We start from the raw sequence: 17,162 nt of genomic DNA on the forward strand, positions 1-17,162 counted from the left end.
AGAAAGCTGGCTAAACATGGACAATAACTCTTCTAAAAACATCATATTAATCGGTGCAGGAATTATGAGTACAACTCTCGGCTCCTTTTTGAAGAATTTAGAACCCGGATGGAATATTAAACTGTTTGAACGGCTGGATGTTTCAGGAAATGAAAGTTCGCATGAAACAAATAATGCAGGAACGGGACATGCTGCGTTATGTGAATTGAACTATACTGTAGAGCAAAAAGACGGTTCGATAGATATTGAGAAAGCAAAATCAATCAATGAACAATTCGAAATTTCTAAACAGTTCTGGTCTTATTTAGTCAGAAACAATCATATAAAGAATCCGGAGGAGTTTATCCGTCCGCTTCCGCACATCAGTTTTGTTATGGGTACAGGCAATGTAGATTTCCTGAAGCGGCGTTATGAAGCGCTGGTGCCGCATCCTATGTTCCACGACATGGAATATACAGAAGATAACAATAGGATTAAAGAATGGATTCCTTTAATGATGAACGGACGAACGTCAAACGAACCAGTTGCTGCAAGTAAAATCGATGATGGTACCGACGTTAACTTCGGTGAATTAACACGTAAATTGGCAAGAAATATTGAAGGTCATAATAATGCTTCCGTTTATTACCGTCATGAAGTGTTAGATTTCAGACAGCTTGAAAATAATAAATGGGAAGTTAAAATCCTCAATATTGAAGATGATAAAATAGAGTATCATACTGCAGATTACATTTTCATTGGTGCCGGCGGACATGCAATTCCGCTGCTGCAGAAAACGAAAATCCCAGAAAGCAAACATCTTGGGGGCTTCCCGATCAGCGGTGCGTTTTTAGTATGCAACAACCTTGAAGTCGTCGGACGTCATAATGCTAAAGTTTACGGCAAAGAACCATACGGTACACCGCCGATGACGGTACCGCATCTGGACAGGCGCTACATTCAAGGACAGGAAAGTTTATTGTTTGGACCATTTGCTGCAATCGGGCCGAAATTTTTAAAATACGGTTCGAATATGGATTTGTTCAAATCAATCAAGACAGACAATCTCTTAACGCTTGTTTCAGCAGGAATTAAAAATTTACCGCTGGTGAAATATTCAATCCAGCAAGTTATGATGCGTAAAGCTGACAGAATGAAAGAGCTCAGAAAATTTGTGCCTGATGCAAAAGATGAAGACTGGAATATTCATCTCGCAGGTAAACGGGTACAGGTCATTAAAGATACAGAGGTACACGGCAAAGGCTTTATTCAGTTTGGAACGGAAGTCGTAAGCTCTGAAGATAACTCTGTAATTGCACTGCTCGGTGAATCACCAGGTGCTTCCGTATCGGTTTCAGTAGCGCTTGAAGTATTCAAACAAAGCTTCCCTGAATATAGAGACAAATGGGATACGAAATTAAAAGAAATGATACCTTCATACGGTCAGTCGTTAATTGAAAATAGCGATTTGCTGTATGATATTAGAAAAATGACTGCAGACAATCTGGAGCTTAAATAAAATCGGAGCCGGGACAATTTTGTCCCGGTTTTTTTAATGAGATGAGTTAGTGAGCCAAAGAATATCGTTCATTCTCCTTATTTAATCTCTCGAAAATATACATAGCTATTATAACTTTTTCATTATATAATTGTAAATATTCTAACTATTTTAAAAGAGATATAACACTAAATAATATTGGGGGTACTGCTATGCTTAGAAAGTTATTTTTATTGTTTGCGATTGCCTTGCTGTCGGTTACGGCGGCATGTTCGAATGATGAAGCTGCTGATATCAGCGAGGATAAAAATGCGGAGAATGCGAATACAGGTGATGTTGTTGTCGGCTTTGACCAGGATTTATCGACTATTGATCCTCATGGAACAAATGATGTCAACGCAATTCAAATCAGGCGTCATCTCTATCAGACACTTGTTGCACGTGAAATTGATATGTCTCATAAACCCGGTCTCGCCTCGGAGTGGGAGCAGGTGGATGACACAACATGGAACTTTAAATTAGCTGAAGGGGTGACCTTTCATAATGGCTCTGAGTTTAGCGCGCAAGATGTAAAGGCATCACTTGAACGTGTGCTGGATCCAAGTGTCAGTGCCCCTACTGTCTTCCTTTTTGACATGATTGAAGACATTGAAGTGGTTAATGACTATGAACTAAATATTACTACATCCTACCCGTTCGCTCCGCTGCCGGATAATTTAGCGCACACAGCTGGGAGTATTATGAGTAAAGAAAGCATTGATGCTGATTATCAAAATGCTATTGATCAGGCTGAGCTCGATATGACTGCAGAAGATTATTATGAACTGAGAGATGCCGGCGGTGAGGAGTTTACAAAGATATCAGAACAGATTGCCGAGCATACAAGCACTTATCTTTCAGAGAATCCTGATGGTACAAACTACGTTAAATTTAAAGCGCGAGCTCCTGGACAGAATATAGAGTTTGAACGCTTTGAAGATTTCGCGGGAGAAAGCAATATTGATAATCTGACATTTGTTATTATTCCTGAATCCGGTTCGATGATGGCGGAACTTGAATCCGGCGGGATAAACATTACTACGCCAGTCGATATGGCGATGATGGACAGAGTTCAAAACAGTGACAGTACTGAATTTGTTGAAGCGGAATCATTAAGAACGAATTACCTTGGCTTCAATACGGAACAGGAACCTTTTGATGATGTTAAAGTGCGTCAGGCTATCGATTTTGCACTCGACAGAGAAGAGTTAAAGGAAGGTATCTATAACGGACAGGCTGCGATTCCGAACAGCCTGGTGTCTGCCAGCGTATTTGGACACGATGAAGAATTACCAGAAGTCGCCCAGGATATGGAGCAAGCACAGGCGACTCTTGCTGAATCCACTTATGCTGATGGATTTGATGCCACGATCTGGGTAAATGACAGTCAGGATTTAGTCGATTCTGCAGTGTATATCCAGGAGCAGCTTAAAGAGTTAAATATCAATATCACAATCGAACAATTTGAAATGGCAACATTTATGGAACGTTTAGGCGAAGGACAGCATGATATGTTCCTGCTCAGTTTTACAGCATCTACCGGTGATGCGGATTACCTGCTGTCAGCGCTGACTCTAAGTTCTAACAGAGGTTTTGGAGGTAACAGAGCGTTCTACACGAATGAGGATGTTGATGCGGCACTCGAAAGTGCGAGAAGTGCAACAGAAGATACGGATAGACTTTCAGAGTATACAAATATTCATAATATGCTCCGTGAAGATGTACCGTATGCACCTCTGGTTCATCCCAATATGAGCCTTGCTTATAATACTGCTCAGCTTGAAGGTGTTGAACTCGATGCGGCAGGCTATATCAGGCTTGAAAACCTTAGTTTTAAATAGTAAAAAGACGTTATCGTTTAAATGATAACGTCTTTTTCTATGGTGCTATGATTTACCATTCAGCAGTGCATACCAGTACATAATCGGCAGCATATTCTTTTTAAACTGATAAAAAATCTTCTTATCATCAGCCTGATTCAGAAAAGTTGTTTCTGTCGGCACTCTGTCATAGCCGAATTCAGCGAGAATAAGTTCCCCGTATTCAGTTGCGATGGGACAGGCTGTTCTGCCATCATACTTATGACTGGGTTCCTGATCATTCATACGTTCAATTAGATTATCGACCAGCACCGGCAGCTGTTTTCGGACAGCAGCGCCCATTTTTACTGTCGGCAGACTGGAAGAATCACCGAGAGAAAATACCGTTGTATATTGTTTGTGCATCATCGTGTGTTTATCGACGTCCACCCAGCCTTCTTCATCGAGCAGGCCTGAGCTTTTTAAAACTGACGGGCCATGCATTAGCGGTGTGATGACAAGCGTTTCAAACGGCAGAGTATGTGTGTCGCCGGTATGGGTATTTTTAAATACTGCCTGTTTCTGTTCGCCCCTAACTTCGATCAGTTCTTCATTCAGCTTGTAATCGATATGCTTCTCTTCCATCTGACTGATTAAACTGTCGTTATATTTCTTTACTTCAAACAGTTCTTCACGTCCGCTTCTGAATATTATATCGACGTTACGGTCATGCTGTTTTACAAAATCATCCATCGTAAACAGCGAGTTCTCTGCAGAAACGCCGCCTTTAATTTTTGACTGCGGCTTCGTTACGATGATGTTGCCGGATTTTGTATTTTTCAGAGACTCATAAGTGTATTCGACAAAATCATATAAATAGTTTGTACACACACCGTTTTTGCCAATAGCTTCTTTAGCGCCTTTAATCGCATCATAATTAAGTTCAATACCAAGTGCAACGATTAGAAAGTCATAGCTGATGACTGTATCGTCAGCTGTCACTTCCCGTTTTACGGGATCAATATGTTTAACAGATGACTTAAGCCATCTGGCTCCTTTTGGTATCACTTTTTTCATCGGTTTTCTTGTGGAATCCAGTTTTTCGTCACCGCTTCCGACTAACGGCCATGCAGGCTGGAAATAATGATAATCATAGGGTTCTATAATTAAGACATCATCTTTTAAATCTTTCTTTTTGGAAAGTATTCGGCTTGCGGTCGATATACCGCCGGTCCCTCCGCCAAGAATAACTAATTTATAATGCTGTTTCATAAGAACACCTCCGTGTTTCTGGGAATATTCCCGTTTACACAGAGGTTAGTCATATTATAATTTATTCTTATGATTTATATTTGAGCGAGTGCCTGTTCAAGATCTTCCTGCAGGTCCTGAACGTTTTCGAGACCGACAGATAAGCGGAGCAGTGTATCCGGCGCTTTAGTTAATTCTTTTTCCACTGAAGCGCGATGCTCGATATAGCTGTGGGTGCCGCCGAGACTCGTTGCTTGTGTAAAGATTTTAACCGTATTGGCTACTTTTAGTGCAGCTTCAGCCTTTCCTTTAACTTTAAACGACATTAGTCCGCCAAAATCACTCATTTGTGATGCTGCAATATCGTGTCCGGGGTGCTCAAGGAGACCTGGATAGTATACGGCTTCTACTTTATCATGTTGATTTAAAAAGTCAGCGATAATTTTAGCGCTGGAGCAGTGGACTGACATTCTTGCCGATAGAGTCTGAACACCGCGGAGGGCCAGCCAGCAGTCGAACGATGACGGCACGGCACCTTTCGCATGCTGCCATGTTCTTAAGTTTTGAAGCATTGGACTGTCTTCTTTCGCAACTACCGCACCGAGCAGCAAATCGCTGTGACCCCCGATATATTTAGTGACCGAATGCAGTGAAAAATCAGCGCCGAGCGCCAGCGGGTTTTGCAGCACAGGTGTAGCTGTTGTATTATCGACAACAGTTACTGCACCTGCCTCTTTTGCAATACTAACAACCGCAGCAATATCGATGATTTTAATCTGAGGATTTGACGGTGTCTCAATCCAGATTAAGCCAGTCGGTTCACTTTTAACTGCTGCTTTTAAATCCTCTAAATTACTCATGTCTGCAGTGACGATATCAAACCGTCTGCCGATATCTGTTTCGTTAAGTAAAGTCAGCACACCAAAATACATATCATTCGGTAAAATAATACGCTGAGGCATATCGGGAGGCAGTGATTCAATCACCGATGTGATAGCGGCCATGCCGGATGCAAAAGTCACAGTGTCATACCCTTCTTCAAGAGCTGTAAGACATTCCTCAAGAGAACGGCGATTTGGATTGTCTCCGCGGCTGTACATAAAGCCGTCGGTATAAGAACCATCTGCAGACCGTTCGTAAGTAGTAGACAAATGAAGCGGTGTTGTAACCGCACCAGTGACCGGATCAACCTGTCTGCCAGCATGAATTGCTTTCGTTTCAAAACGCATATATATCCCTCTTTTTTAAAGTTTATATAAACAGTATACAGATGACTTTTGTAATTATCTATAAATTCAGATAAATTTACTATGAAAACAGACGATTGTTTCTCGTGAAAAAGGGTAATTGATTAAAAACACCGGAAGGAGTTTTTTGATGGAAATTAAAAATATCGAACCGGCAGCAATTCCTGATTTTGAACAGCAGCTGCAGCTTGAAAATGTTAAGTATTTAACACTGTGCACAGAAGAAGGAATTATTGCTTATCTTGCAGGTATAGATAGTGCGATGGATAATGAAATCGATGTGCATTTTGATTTTAAAGAAGACTTCAATGAGCCTGTAGCTAAGCAGATGTATACGTCTTTTATGAAACATAATATTAGCGGAGATATAACTTTTAATCCGCAGAGTGAAAAGGAAGAGCAGTTTATCGAATCGTTATAAAAGTAAAAGCTCCCGCTAAGGGAGCTTTATTATTTACCAGCCAATTTCGCTTAATTCAAGTACTGTCGGAATTAATGCACCGTCGTATTCTTCTTCGATGAACTCTGCAGTATCTGCTTCCTGGTAAAGGTCAGCAATTCTGTTGTACGTTTCATTATTTGCATCCTCAGCATTTGAAGCGATAATATTCACATAATCAACTGCTGTGTCGTCTTCACGGAAAATGGAATCCTTAATCGGATGAAGGTTTGCATCTTTTGCAATACCATTATTAATCACGCCGAGATCCACATCACCTAAGGCACGTGGAATTTGTGCCGGTGCCACTTCTTCAAATTGATAATCATTCGGATTCTCAACGACTGCATTTTCGATTGAGCCTAACCCGTTATAATCTTCAACAAGTGTAATCAGACCGGCATCTTCCAGCAGCATTAATGCACGTCCCTGATTAGACACGTCATTCGGCAGTGCGATTGTGCCGCCGTCAGGAATGTCTGTCGCAGCTGTCAGTGAGTCCGAGTAAATCCCCATCGGTGCAAGGTTTGTCGTTGCAATCGGTACTAAATCCAAATTTCTTTCTTCGATAAACTCATCGAAATACGCGACAGTCTGGAATGAGTTTAAGTCGATTTCACCGTCGGCAAGCGCCGTATTCGGCTGAACATAATCATTAAATGTAACAATTTCTATTTCAATATCTTCTTCTGCAGCTTTTTCTGCAACGTAATCCCAAACGACCGTGTCAGTCCCGCTGATGCCGATAGAGACTTCTTCTTTCCCGCTGTCACCGCATCCTGAAAGAACGATGCCGATTAACAGGAAACTGGTAAATAAAATAACTTTCTTCATAATGTATTTCCTCCTAGTTATTATCTTCTTCTTACAACTCTTGCAAATTTATTACCTGCTGACTGAAGCCCCTGAACCATAATTATCAGGATGACGACTGTTATCAGCATTGTGACTGTGTCGAATCTCTGATAGCCGTATGTTATCGCTAAATCACCTATACCGCCGCCCCCGACCGTGCCGGCCATCGCAGATGCACCGACTAAGCCGATAATCGAAATTGTGAAATTCACTATCAGAGAGCCGAATGCTTCCGGCAGAACGAATTTAATAATCGTCTGCATCGGTGTTGCGCCCATAGCGTCCGCTGCCTCCATCACACCTTCATCTACTTCAAGGAGTGAACTCTCTACGAGTCTTGCAATATACGGTCCTGCAAAGAATACCATGGGTACAATAGCAGCTTCCGTTCCGATTGATGTCCCGACGATTAGTTTTGTGACCGGTATTATCGCAACAAGCAGGATGATAAACGGCAGTGATCTAAAGATATTGATTACAGCATTCAGTATTGGAAAAATAATTTTGTTCTCCAATATTTGCCCAGGTCTCGTCACGTATAATAGAATACCGAGGGGCAGTCCAAGTATGATAGAAAAAATAAATGAAATGCTCACCATTTGAACAGTTTCTAAAAATGCTTCTAATATAGTGCTCCAGCTAACCAGCATGTGTGTTCACCTCGCTGTAATGTACGTTGTTTTCTTTTAAATAAAGTAATGCTTTTTTGAGCTCTTCATCTGAGCCGTCGAACTGAACGATTAAATTGCCAAACGGCACGCCCTGCAGTTCAGTAATATTACCGAACAGTACATTGACATCCAGATCGTACAGCTTGCTGATTTGTGATAAGTAGGGTTTTACTGCGAGCTTGCTGATAAAGTTTATTCTGTAAATGAACTGGCTGTTGTCCTGCTCCTGAATAAGTTCCCGGACGTAAGCCGGCAGTTCAGTCTGCATAACTGTGTTAACGAACCGTCTGCCTGTTTCTGTTTTAGGATTCGAGAATACGTCGAAGACCGAACCGCGTTCAATAATTTTGCCGTCTTCCATCACTGCGACTTTATGGCAGACATCGCGGATAACGGACATCTCATGTGTAATCAGTAAAATTGTAATGTTATATTCCTTATTAATTTTTCTTAAAAGTTCAAGTATGGATTCAGTCGTCTGTGGATCGAGAGCAGATGTTGCCTCGTCACAGAGCAGAATTGACGGGTTGGTTGCAAGTGCACGGGCAATGCCGACACGCTGCTTCTGTCCGCCCGACAGCTGGTCGGGGTACTGTGAAGCTTTATCAGACAAACCGACGAATTCGAGTAACTCGGCGACACGTTTTTTAATGTCATTTTTAGGTGTCTTATTCAAAATTAGCGGCATCGCTACGTTCGTATATATTGTTTTTGAATTTAACAGATTAAAATGCTGGAAAATCATGCCGATACTCTTTTTTGTTACTCTCAGTTCCGACGGAGCAAGTGCTGTTAAATCTTTGCCGTCAACAATAACCTGTCCAGCCGACACGCTCTCCAGCTGATTGACGCAGCGAATCAGCGTACTTTTTCCTGCCCCGCTGTATCCGACCACACCGTAAATTTCTCCAGTGCCGACTTTGAAATTAATATCATCCAATGCATGAATCGGTGCATCGGTGCCGTCATACGTTTTGTCCACATCGATAAACTCAATCATTAAAAAACGCTCCTTAAACATAGTTGAATAGTAGGAATTAAAAAATGTAATAAAAATACACCAGTATATGACCGGTGTTTTTTTAAAAACCAGATATACATTCTTTGTAAAAAGAAAATAACCTCTCCTTAAAATATAAGAAGAGGCCAATGTATATTCGCTCTTCTCATCTTTTAGCGTGCTGCTACAGGATTTGGCACAGTACATAATGTCTGTTGCCGAGATTTCATAGGGCCAGTCCCTCCATCTCTCTTGATAAGAAAGTAAGTTATTTGATTATTTAATTTAAACTAACTATATTGCAGAGTGGTATTAAAGTCAATAAGGAAATTGAAATTAATTTCACGAGAGCTAGAAATACATTGCTTAATACTGTTTATCTCCCATAAGTACTTATTTCTTTTGAAACTAGAACATTTGTACAAAGAATAAGCTGATTGTATCCCAGTAATATTGAATCGTTACAAACAGCACTGCAAACAGTATCGCAGGCAGCATATTGGCTACCCTTATATTCATCAAACCGAGCAGTCTGATACCGATCGCAATAATCATAATACCGCCTGTGCCTGTGATAGCAACAATAATCTCTTCCATCAAATCAGGTTGTACAAAGCGGATAATTTGAGATGCTGACAATGCAATAATTCCCTGGAACAGAAATACGGAAATGGCCGAGAACATAATTCCGATGCCCATAGTGGACGTCAGGAAAATAGCGAGTACCCCATCAATTAACGCTTTTGTTAGGAGTACGGTATGATCATTGCGGAGTCCGCTGTCCAAGGCACCGATGATGCTGACTGCGCCGACGACATAGACTAATGTTGCAGTGACAAAAGCCGCTGCAGCACCGCCTTCAGTAGCGCCTGTTTTTGTTTCGAGCCAGATACCGAAGTGATTCATTTTATCTTCAATATCCCATTTTTCACCGAGCATGGAACCGAGAGCGAGACTGGCAACGACTACAATAAGTATACTGTTGGCTTCCAGTGCCATATCTATACCGATAACCAGTATGGTAATTGATAATGCCTGGAGTATAGTAACTTTCATATTTTCATTTATATTTTTCCAAAAAAGACCGATGATGCTGCCTAAAATAATAGCTAAAGCATCTACAATAGTACCAAACAGCGCCATGCAAAATCCCCTCGTCTCTATAAATATCTAAACTAATATATCATAACGGTGACGGGGGTGATATATTAAATCAACTATCCGGAATAGTTGGATAGTTTATAAATATTGTATTTAATTAATAACATTACATAAAGCTTTACTTTTGTAGTATATTTTCGTATTAATGATAAAATTATCAGTAAAGAATTGCACATCTAAGAGGAAGGTGATTATCATACAGACGCTGTATATTTTTATCGTTGTTATGATTTTAATTGTGATTGTTTCACTGATTATAAAATTATTTGAGTACTTTAAACTGAAAAAAGATACTAAAACATTATGGGACAGACGTGTCAGGTTAAAAACAAAGCCTGAATACTACGTTCATTACTATAACTACTTCGTTAATATTATGGAACAGGAGCACACGGATGACAGGAACGTGGTGGATGATGAAACGTGGAATGACCTGGATCTCAGCAAGCTGATGGACAAAATAAACTATACATTTACAACGATAGGCACTGAAAATTTATATGCAGTGCTCAGAAACTCATCAGAAAATCATGTTATAGCTGAAGATTTATTACATAAAATCAAAAATAATCGGGGTTTCCGGGAAGAGATATCATACCGGCTGGCTAAACTCGGGAGGTCCGTAAACTCAAACACGAGTAAGTTCATGTATGAATTTATGCCGGTGAAGAAGTATAATCCGTTGTTTATACTATTTTCATTGATGCCGATTATCGGTGTGTTTCTATTTTTAATTAATCCGTTTTTATCATTATTAACTATACTGGCGGGCTTTGGCATAAATGCATATTTATCACAGAAGCATAAAGGTTCAACGGGTTTGGACTACGCGGATATTTTTTATGCGATTAATATTATTGTCACTGCCGGAAAACTGAATTCAAAATTCAACAGCAAAGGTCTGAAAAGACTGGCCTTAATGGGTCCTTTGTTTGTTACTGATGACAGTGCAGGAGAGTTGAATGCTGGTGTTCAGATGTTTAATGCTTTTAAATTAATGTTTTTAATAGACTATCATCTTTATCACACTGCTAACCGGACACTGAATAAGAACCATGAGTTATATAAAGAAGGATGGCGTTACACTGCTTCGCTCGATCTGCACTACAGCCTCGCCATGTGGAGAGAAACGCTGCCCTATTATACAGTGCCCGTAACAGAAATATCTTCATATATACAAACCGAGGGACTGTATCATCCGCTCGTTGCAGATGCTGTTGATAATGAACTTAATTTTAATAATGATATTTTATTATCTGGTTCCAATGCAGCAGGCAAATCAACATTTATGAAAGCACTGGGTATCAATGTAATTATCAGTAATGCATTAAACACATCCACCAGCACACTATTTAAATATACTCCCGGGAAAGTCATATCGTCGATGGAAATTACCGACAGTGTAATCGAAGGCGACAGTTACTTTATCAGCGAAGTAAAATCACTGAAGCGGATTGTCGACGAAATTGAAGATTTTGACGGTACTGTTTACTGTATTATTGATGAGATATTCAAAGGCACAAATACGATTGAACGGCTGGCTGCAGGAGAGTCATTTTTAAGATATCTGCATGAAAAAGAAAATGTCTGCTTAATCGCAGCAACACACGATATGGAGCTGACAGAGTTACTGGATGGAGAATTTGATTTTTACCATTTCAGCGAAGAGCTGGCTGGTGATGATATTAATTTTGATTATAAAATTAAAGACGGAATTGCAACCAGTTCAAATGCGATTGAGTTATTGAGATTATATGAATTTCCTGAAGCGGTATATCAGGAAGCGAGAGGAAAAGTGAGTAATAACTGATTCAGCAGAATGGGTACTATAAATAGAACGGGGATGTAAAATGAAGAAAAACAAAAATATGCTCATTTATTTATTAGTGTTTACCATTATGGTTTTGTGGGGTTTAAATATTGTTATTCTTAAACTTCTGGTTACGGAATTACCTCCCGCGACGATGACGGCTTTCCGTGTAATGATTGCTGGTGTAACGACGTTATGTATTTTAATGCTCACGCGTTCTTTCCGCCGAATGACTAAACAGGAGTGGATTTATACTCTGTTAGGAACATTATTTGGCGTTGTGCTTCACCATTCTCTGCTGGCGATATCGCTGACAATGATTGATGCATCCAGTGCAGCATTAATACTGGCACTTGTGCCTCTCACGACCGTTATACTGGCGATATTTTTTCTCGGTGAGAAGCTGACAGGTGCACGTCTCCTCGGTATTTTTCTGGCATTGATCGGTGTATTTTTCATTCAAGGAGAATCTTTTACAAGTTTTCATTTTTCGTTAGGCGAAGTATTAATATTTACATCAATGCTTGTGCAGGCAATCAGTTTTATCTTTATAAAAAAAGCGACCGCAACTATCGATTCAAAACAAATTACGACAATGATGTTTTTAACCGGTTCTATTGGTCTGGTTATTCTCAGCTTTATTATTGAGCCGGGAAGTTTCAGCCAGATGTTTACGGCCAGTCCTTTTATTTATGTGTTATTTATATTTTCCGGTATGGTCGTAACAGGGTTCGGCTATATAATATACAACTCGGCAATACAGCAGATCGGTGCCGGACAAACTGTTATATTCAATAACTTTGTCCCATTCTTCGGCGTTGTTTTTTCAGTGATTTTCTTAAATGAAATGATTACTGCTTCGCAGGTAATCGGTTTTATATTTGTAGTGATTGGCGTGCTGTTTGGGACAGGATATATTGAATTTATATTTAGTCAGAGAAATAGACGGAAAAATTTATAAAAATGCTCCGGACATTATATTGTCCAGAGCATTTTTTCTCTATTTCTCTTTTTTTGGCATTGAGTAAGCACCGTTATCAAGCTGTTTCCATAACAGTTCCGGCAGTTCGTATTTATCTTCTCTTTCAGCATCAAAGTATTTGAAAATCTCATCTTCTCTGCCTTCTTCGATTTTGCTGATGAAGTTATAATCCAGCAACAGTACTCTGCCTAGAGCAATTATTTCCATATTGTCCTCTTCAATAGCGCGGAGTGCCTGATCTGCAGTAAATACAGAACCGATACCGATGAGCGGCATGCGTCCATCTATCCATTTGTGAAGCAGCTCGATACGCTCTGAACCGGCATATTTTCCTTCACGTGTTTTAGAGTGAACTTGGCTTAATGAAGCGTGCAGGTAATCGATCGGCTTTTCAACAAGCATGCTGAGCAGTTCCTCTGTAGTTTCCATACGAATCCCGGGAGTCTCTGCTTCTTCCGGGGAGAAACGGTAGCCGATAATAAAATCATCTTCAGCATACTGCTCTTTTGCCTTCGTAACTGCATCGACGACTTCCATAGCGAAGAGGAAACGGTCTTCGCCCCATTTGTCAATACGTCTGTTGAAATACGGTGAAACGAACTGATGAATAATATAATGGTTGGCACCGTGAATTTCAATGCCGTCAAATCCTGCTTCAGCAGCGCGGCGTGTTGCTTCCCCAAATGCTTCAATCGTTTCAAGAATTTCTTCTTCTGTAATTTCACGTGCATCATGCGGTTCTGTTTCATCAAAGCTCTGCATCGTAATGGGGCTTGGTCCTGCAGAATCAGCACCGGGTGTTAACCTTGGAAGTGCCTGAACGCCGCCGTGATGAATTTGGAGTATTGCTTTTGCTCCATTTTCTTTCATAGCGTCTGCAAGACGTGCCAGTCCTTCGACATCTGAGTCGCGAACTACTGACGGCTGACCCGGAAATGCTTTACCAAGATCAGTTACATTGGATGCTGCAGAAATCGACAAGCCGACGTCTTTCGAACGTGTACGCATGTACTCAATTTCTTCGTCCGAAACAGTACCATCATCGTGTGAAGAAATGTGTGTCATCGGTCCGAGCGCAAATTTATTTTTTAATTCAACTCCATTTTTGAATGTGAATTTTTGAAACAGAGTCTCGTATTTCTTATTCATATAGATAAAATCCTCCAGTAAACTTTTGTGAACTAATATTACATTACTAAATAATAACCAAGTTCATTGATACAGCCTAAATTTCTGCTCAAGATAGTTTAATTTTCTGTATATCTTTTAAGGTGTTCTGCAGTCACTGAATTTTTAACATTTAACAGTCCTTCAGGTTCACCGCTGTATAGAATTTTACCGCCTCTCATACCGGGACCTGGACCGACGTCAACAAGCCAGTCGGCGTGCGTCATCATCGTGAGGTTATGTTCAATCAGAATAACGGTATTACTCTGTTCAATTAATTGTTCAAAACACGATAATAATGCAGGGATATCATCTTCATGGAGCCCTGTTGTCGGTTCATCGAAAATAAATACTTTATCTTTTGCATTACTGTCTAAATAACGGCTTAATTTTAAGCGCTGAATTTCCCCGCCTGACAACGTATCAAGCGATTGGCCGAGCGTCATATAATGCAGTCCCGTCGCTTCAAGATTTTTAAGACGCGATACAACTTTTTCATTATTTTTAAATAACGATACACCTTCTTCGACTGTCAGTGCCAGTACATCCGCAATGGAATAGCCGTTCACTGTCGCTTCAAGTACTTCTTTTTTATAACGCGTACCGTTACACACTTCACATACTTGTGAGAAATCGGCCATAAAGGCGAGCTCTGTTTTAATAACGCCCTTACCGTTACATTCAGGACATGCGCCTTCTGAGTTATAACTGAACATGCCTTTTCTTAAGCCGGTCTGTTTACTGAAAAATGTGCGGATTTCATCAAATAAATCCATATAAGTCAGCAGGTTGGAACGGTTAGTCGCCTGTACTGATTTCTGATCTATAAATATCGCATCTGAAGATTTACCTAAACCTGTTTTAATCAGCGTACTTTTACCTGAACCAGCAACACCGGTAATGACCGATATCAGACCTTCAGGGATATCGACGGATATATCTTTTAAGTTATTCTTAGTAATATTTTTAAGTGATATAAATGACTCAGACTGTCTGGGATTCTCTTTAAGCTGATGTTTTCTGTTAAGTGCGATACTGGTCGGCGTATCGGTCTGCATTAACTCCTCATACGTACCGTTAAATATAATTTCTCCCCCGTGCTGACCTGCGCCTGGGCCAATATCGATAATGTGATCTGCAATATGAATTACATCGGGATCATGTTCGACAATCAGCACAGTATTTCCTTTATCGCGTATGGAACGCATAATTTCATTAATTTTTTCTATATCTTCGGGATGGAGTCCAACACTCGGTTCATCAATAATGTATACTAAGTCGGTTAATGGACTGTTTAAATGACGGATCAGCTTAATGCGCTGCGATTCTCCGCCTGACAATGTCGGTGTTTCGCGGTTGAGCGTTAAATAATTTAAACCGATATAAGCAAGAGCTTCCATTTGTTCAAGTAATGGTTTAACGATAAATTTAGCTTTCTTGTCATTCAGATCTTTTAAAAAGCTAATCGCATCATCGATTGATAATGCCGTAAAATCGGCAATACTCGCTCCGTTAATTTTACAGCTCAGTACTTTATCGTTAAGGCGTTTGCCCTCACAGTCCGGACATTTCTGACTGGTTACGACGCGTTCTACGTCCGTTAAAAACCGTTTCTTTTCAAAGTTATCATTGAGCAGAAATGACCGTCTGAAGCGATGAATCAGCCCTTCGAACTTAGCCGTTCTCGGCCAGTTATCCGGCGGGTTTTTAATCTTTCTGGGTTTAGTATAAAGAAATGTATTCATTTCTTCTTCTGTGTAATCTTGCAATTTTTTATCATTATCAAATAAACCGCTGTATAAGTAACGTTTCCCTCTCCAGCTGTCCGGTCTGAATGAAGGGAATTTAATTGCATCTTGATTAAGTGATTTATTAAAATCGAGCAGTTCATTTAAATCAATGTCTTCGACGTAGCCGAGTCCTTGGCACTGTTCACACATTCCGCTCGGGTTATTAAATGAAAAGACATTTGAATAGCCGACAAAAGGTGCGCCGACGCGCGACCATAATAAGCGAACGGATGAATATATATCGGAAATTGTGCCAACTGTTGAACGTGAATTGCCGCCGAGTTTTTTCTGGTTAATAACCATTGAGACCGGCAGATTTTCTATTCTGTCGACATCAGGTTTTTCATATTGCGTCAGCTGATGCTGGATGTAACTAGAGTAAGTCTCATTCAAGAGACGTTCTGACTCCGCAGCCAGGACGTTGAACACAAGTGAAGACTTTCCTGAACCCGAACGACCGGTAAAGACAGTCAGCTGATGTTTTGGAATATCGACACTCACATTTTTTAAGTTATTTTGATTCGCACCATGCACGCGTATATATGACATGAAATCCACCTCTGTATATAAATTTATCTGTAAGTAAGCATATTTAAACCATACCCTGTTATAGAGGTATTAAATCAGAACGACAGGTCTGAAGTAAATTTAATGTTTTCAGGAGGTAAGTTCGGGGAATGTAATTTTTAAGACAATAACAGGGGGCAAATAAAATGAGAAATATTATTTATATTATTGGGTTGATTGTAGTTATTTTAGCTGTATTATCATTCCTTGGATTAAGATAAACTAATTTAAACTGCCGTGTATAACTCTCAGTATCTAACTGAAAGTTATACGCGGCTTTATTTATATATTATTTTATCAATCCTGTTCATACTGTGTTCATATTGCGATTATAGAATATAAGGTAAATAGTCACTGAAAGGAAGTTATTATGAATAATCCAGTTAAACTTTTACTCGTATTCTCAGGGATTTTTGGCCTGATTGGTTCTGTAATGGGCGCACATATGGCAGGTTCAGGATCATATGCACTAAGACCGATTCACGCACATATTTTAGTCGTGGGATGGTTAAGTTTATTCTCATGGTCCATTTTTTATAAAGTATTTGAAGTTAAATATAATGCATTATCGAAATTCCATGTCTGGTCTGCCATTATCGGTACGACAGGTCTGGTTTTAGGAATGTTCTTAACTAATGTTGTGTCATTCAATCTTCCGGCTGCAGTTACACTTATCGTCTACATCGGCGGCGGTGTTACATTGCTCTTAAGTTTTGTTGCATTTTTCGTACAGACACTGCTTTATCAGCCTAAAAAATAAAGAAGCGGCTCAAAATCCTCTGGTGAGGATTTTGAGCCGTATTTGCTTGGAGAAAATGAGTTTGGATGACGATGTCAAGCTCACATGGTAGTTCGTGAACGTTTGGGTGACGATGTCAAACGCACATGGTAGTTCGGCAGCGTTTGG

Annotated in this window: 14 protein-coding genes and 1 riboswitch; of the genes, 6 read left to right on the forward strand and 8 right to left on the reverse strand. The window is 40.1% G+C overall.

Annotated elements, in window-relative coordinates; translation table 11 throughout:
- Positions 1–16 precede the first annotated feature (16 nt).
- Positions 17–1,498 (forward strand): malate dehydrogenase (quinone), encoded by a 1,482-nt coding sequence (gene mqo / locus H625_RS0107180; protein WP_026859324.1) that lies wholly within the window; start codon positions 17–19, stop codon positions 1,496–1,498.
- A 191-nt stretch (positions 1,499–1,689) separates the two neighbouring features.
- Positions 1,690–3,357, forward strand: coding sequence for an ABC transporter substrate-binding protein (locus H625_RS0107185; RefSeq protein WP_026859325.1), 1,668 nt, complete (start codon positions 1,690–1,692; stop codon positions 3,355–3,357).
- A 45-nt stretch (positions 3,358–3,402) separates the two neighbouring features.
- Here H625_RS0107185 and H625_RS0107190 read toward each other — a convergent pair whose 3' ends face one another.
- Both H625_RS0107190 and H625_RS0107195 read right to left on the reverse strand, forming a co-directional pair.
- Positions 3,403–4,587 carry an NAD(P)/FAD-dependent oxidoreductase gene (locus tag H625_RS0107190; protein ID WP_026859326.1) on the reverse strand — a complete coding sequence of 395 codons (1,185 nt, stop codon included), beginning with the start codon at positions 4,585–4,587 and terminating at the stop codon, positions 3,403–3,405.
- 74 nt (positions 4,588–4,661) lie between these two features.
- Entirely contained in the window at positions 4,662–5,795 is a 1,134-nt protein-coding gene (locus tag H625_RS0107195) for a trans-sulfuration enzyme family protein (protein ID WP_026859327.1), read from the reverse strand.
- 148 nt (positions 5,796–5,943) lie between these two features.
- Between H625_RS0107195 and H625_RS0107200 the strand changes: the two genes are divergently transcribed.
- A complete protein-coding gene (locus H625_RS0107200) occupies positions 5,944–6,234 on the forward strand; it encodes a hypothetical protein (protein WP_026859328.1) in 291 nt (96 codons plus the stop codon).
- 33 nt (positions 6,235–6,267) lie between these two features.
- Here the strand turns inward: H625_RS0107200 and H625_RS0107205 are convergent, their stop codons facing one another.
- From H625_RS0107205 to H625_RS0107220, 4 genes are all read right to left on the reverse strand, one after another.
- Positions 6,268–7,086: a MetQ/NlpA family ABC transporter substrate-binding protein gene (locus H625_RS0107205; protein ID WP_026859329.1), complete on the reverse strand. Its 819-nt coding sequence runs from the start codon at positions 7,084–7,086 to the stop codon at positions 6,268–6,270.
- A 20-nt stretch (positions 7,087–7,106) separates the two neighbouring features.
- The gene (locus H625_RS0107210) at positions 7,107–7,757 is read right to left on the reverse strand and encodes a methionine ABC transporter permease (protein WP_026859330.1); all 651 of its coding nucleotides are present in this window, start codon (positions 7,755–7,757) and stop codon (positions 7,107–7,109) included.
- Positions 7,747–8,778 carry a methionine ABC transporter ATP-binding protein gene (locus tag H625_RS0107215; RefSeq protein ID WP_026859331.1) on the reverse strand — a complete coding sequence of 344 codons (1,032 nt, stop codon included), beginning with the start codon at positions 8,776–8,778 and terminating at the stop codon, positions 7,747–7,749. The genes H625_RS0107210 and H625_RS0107215 overlap by 11 nt, the downstream gene beginning before the upstream one ends.
- A 163-nt stretch (positions 8,779–8,941) precedes the next feature.
- Positions 8,942–9,040, reverse strand: a riboswitch (SAM riboswitch).
- Between the two features lie 146 nt (positions 9,041–9,186).
- Positions 9,187–9,921, reverse strand: a complete 735-nt coding sequence (locus H625_RS0107220; RefSeq protein WP_026859332.1) for a DUF554 domain-containing protein — start codon at positions 9,919–9,921, stop codon at positions 9,187–9,189.
- 205 nt (positions 9,922–10,126) lie between these two features.
- On the opposite strand from H625_RS0107220, the gene H625_RS0107225 reads away from it, so the two are divergent.
- Entirely contained in the window at positions 10,127–11,749 is a 1,623-nt protein-coding gene (locus tag H625_RS0107225; protein ID WP_026859333.1) for a MutS-related protein, read from the forward strand.
- Between the two features lie 40 nt (positions 11,750–11,789).
- Positions 11,790–12,710, forward strand: coding sequence for a DMT family transporter (locus tag H625_RS0107230; RefSeq protein ID WP_026859334.1), 921 nt, complete (start codon positions 11,790–11,792; stop codon positions 12,708–12,710).
- A 39-nt stretch (positions 12,711–12,749) separates the two neighbouring features.
- On the opposite strand, the gene H625_RS0107235 is transcribed toward H625_RS0107230, so the two are convergent.
- Together H625_RS0107235 and H625_RS0107240 are read right to left on the reverse strand one after the other, a co-directional pair.
- Positions 12,750–13,880, reverse strand: a complete 1,131-nt coding sequence (locus H625_RS0107235; RefSeq protein WP_026859335.1) for an NADH-dependent flavin oxidoreductase — start codon at positions 13,878–13,880, stop codon at positions 12,750–12,752.
- Between the two features lie 98 nt (positions 13,881–13,978).
- Positions 13,979–16,237, reverse strand: coding sequence for an ATP-binding cassette domain-containing protein (locus H625_RS0107240; RefSeq protein ID WP_026859336.1), 2,259 nt, complete (start codon positions 16,235–16,237; stop codon positions 13,979–13,981).
- A 388-nt stretch (positions 16,238–16,625) separates the two neighbouring features.
- On the opposite strand from H625_RS0107240, the gene H625_RS0107245 reads away from it, so the two are divergent.
- Entirely contained in the window at positions 16,626–17,015 is a 390-nt protein-coding gene (locus tag H625_RS0107245) for a hypothetical protein (protein ID WP_026859337.1), read from the forward strand.
- Positions 17,016–17,162: the final 147 nt, after the last annotated feature.

Origin of the sequence: Jeotgalicoccus psychrophilus DSM 19085 (assembly GCF_000425845.1) — a bacterium.
In the GTDB taxonomy this organism is placed as follows: domain Bacteria; phylum Bacillota; class Bacilli; order Staphylococcales; family Salinicoccaceae; genus Jeotgalicoccus; species Jeotgalicoccus psychrophilus.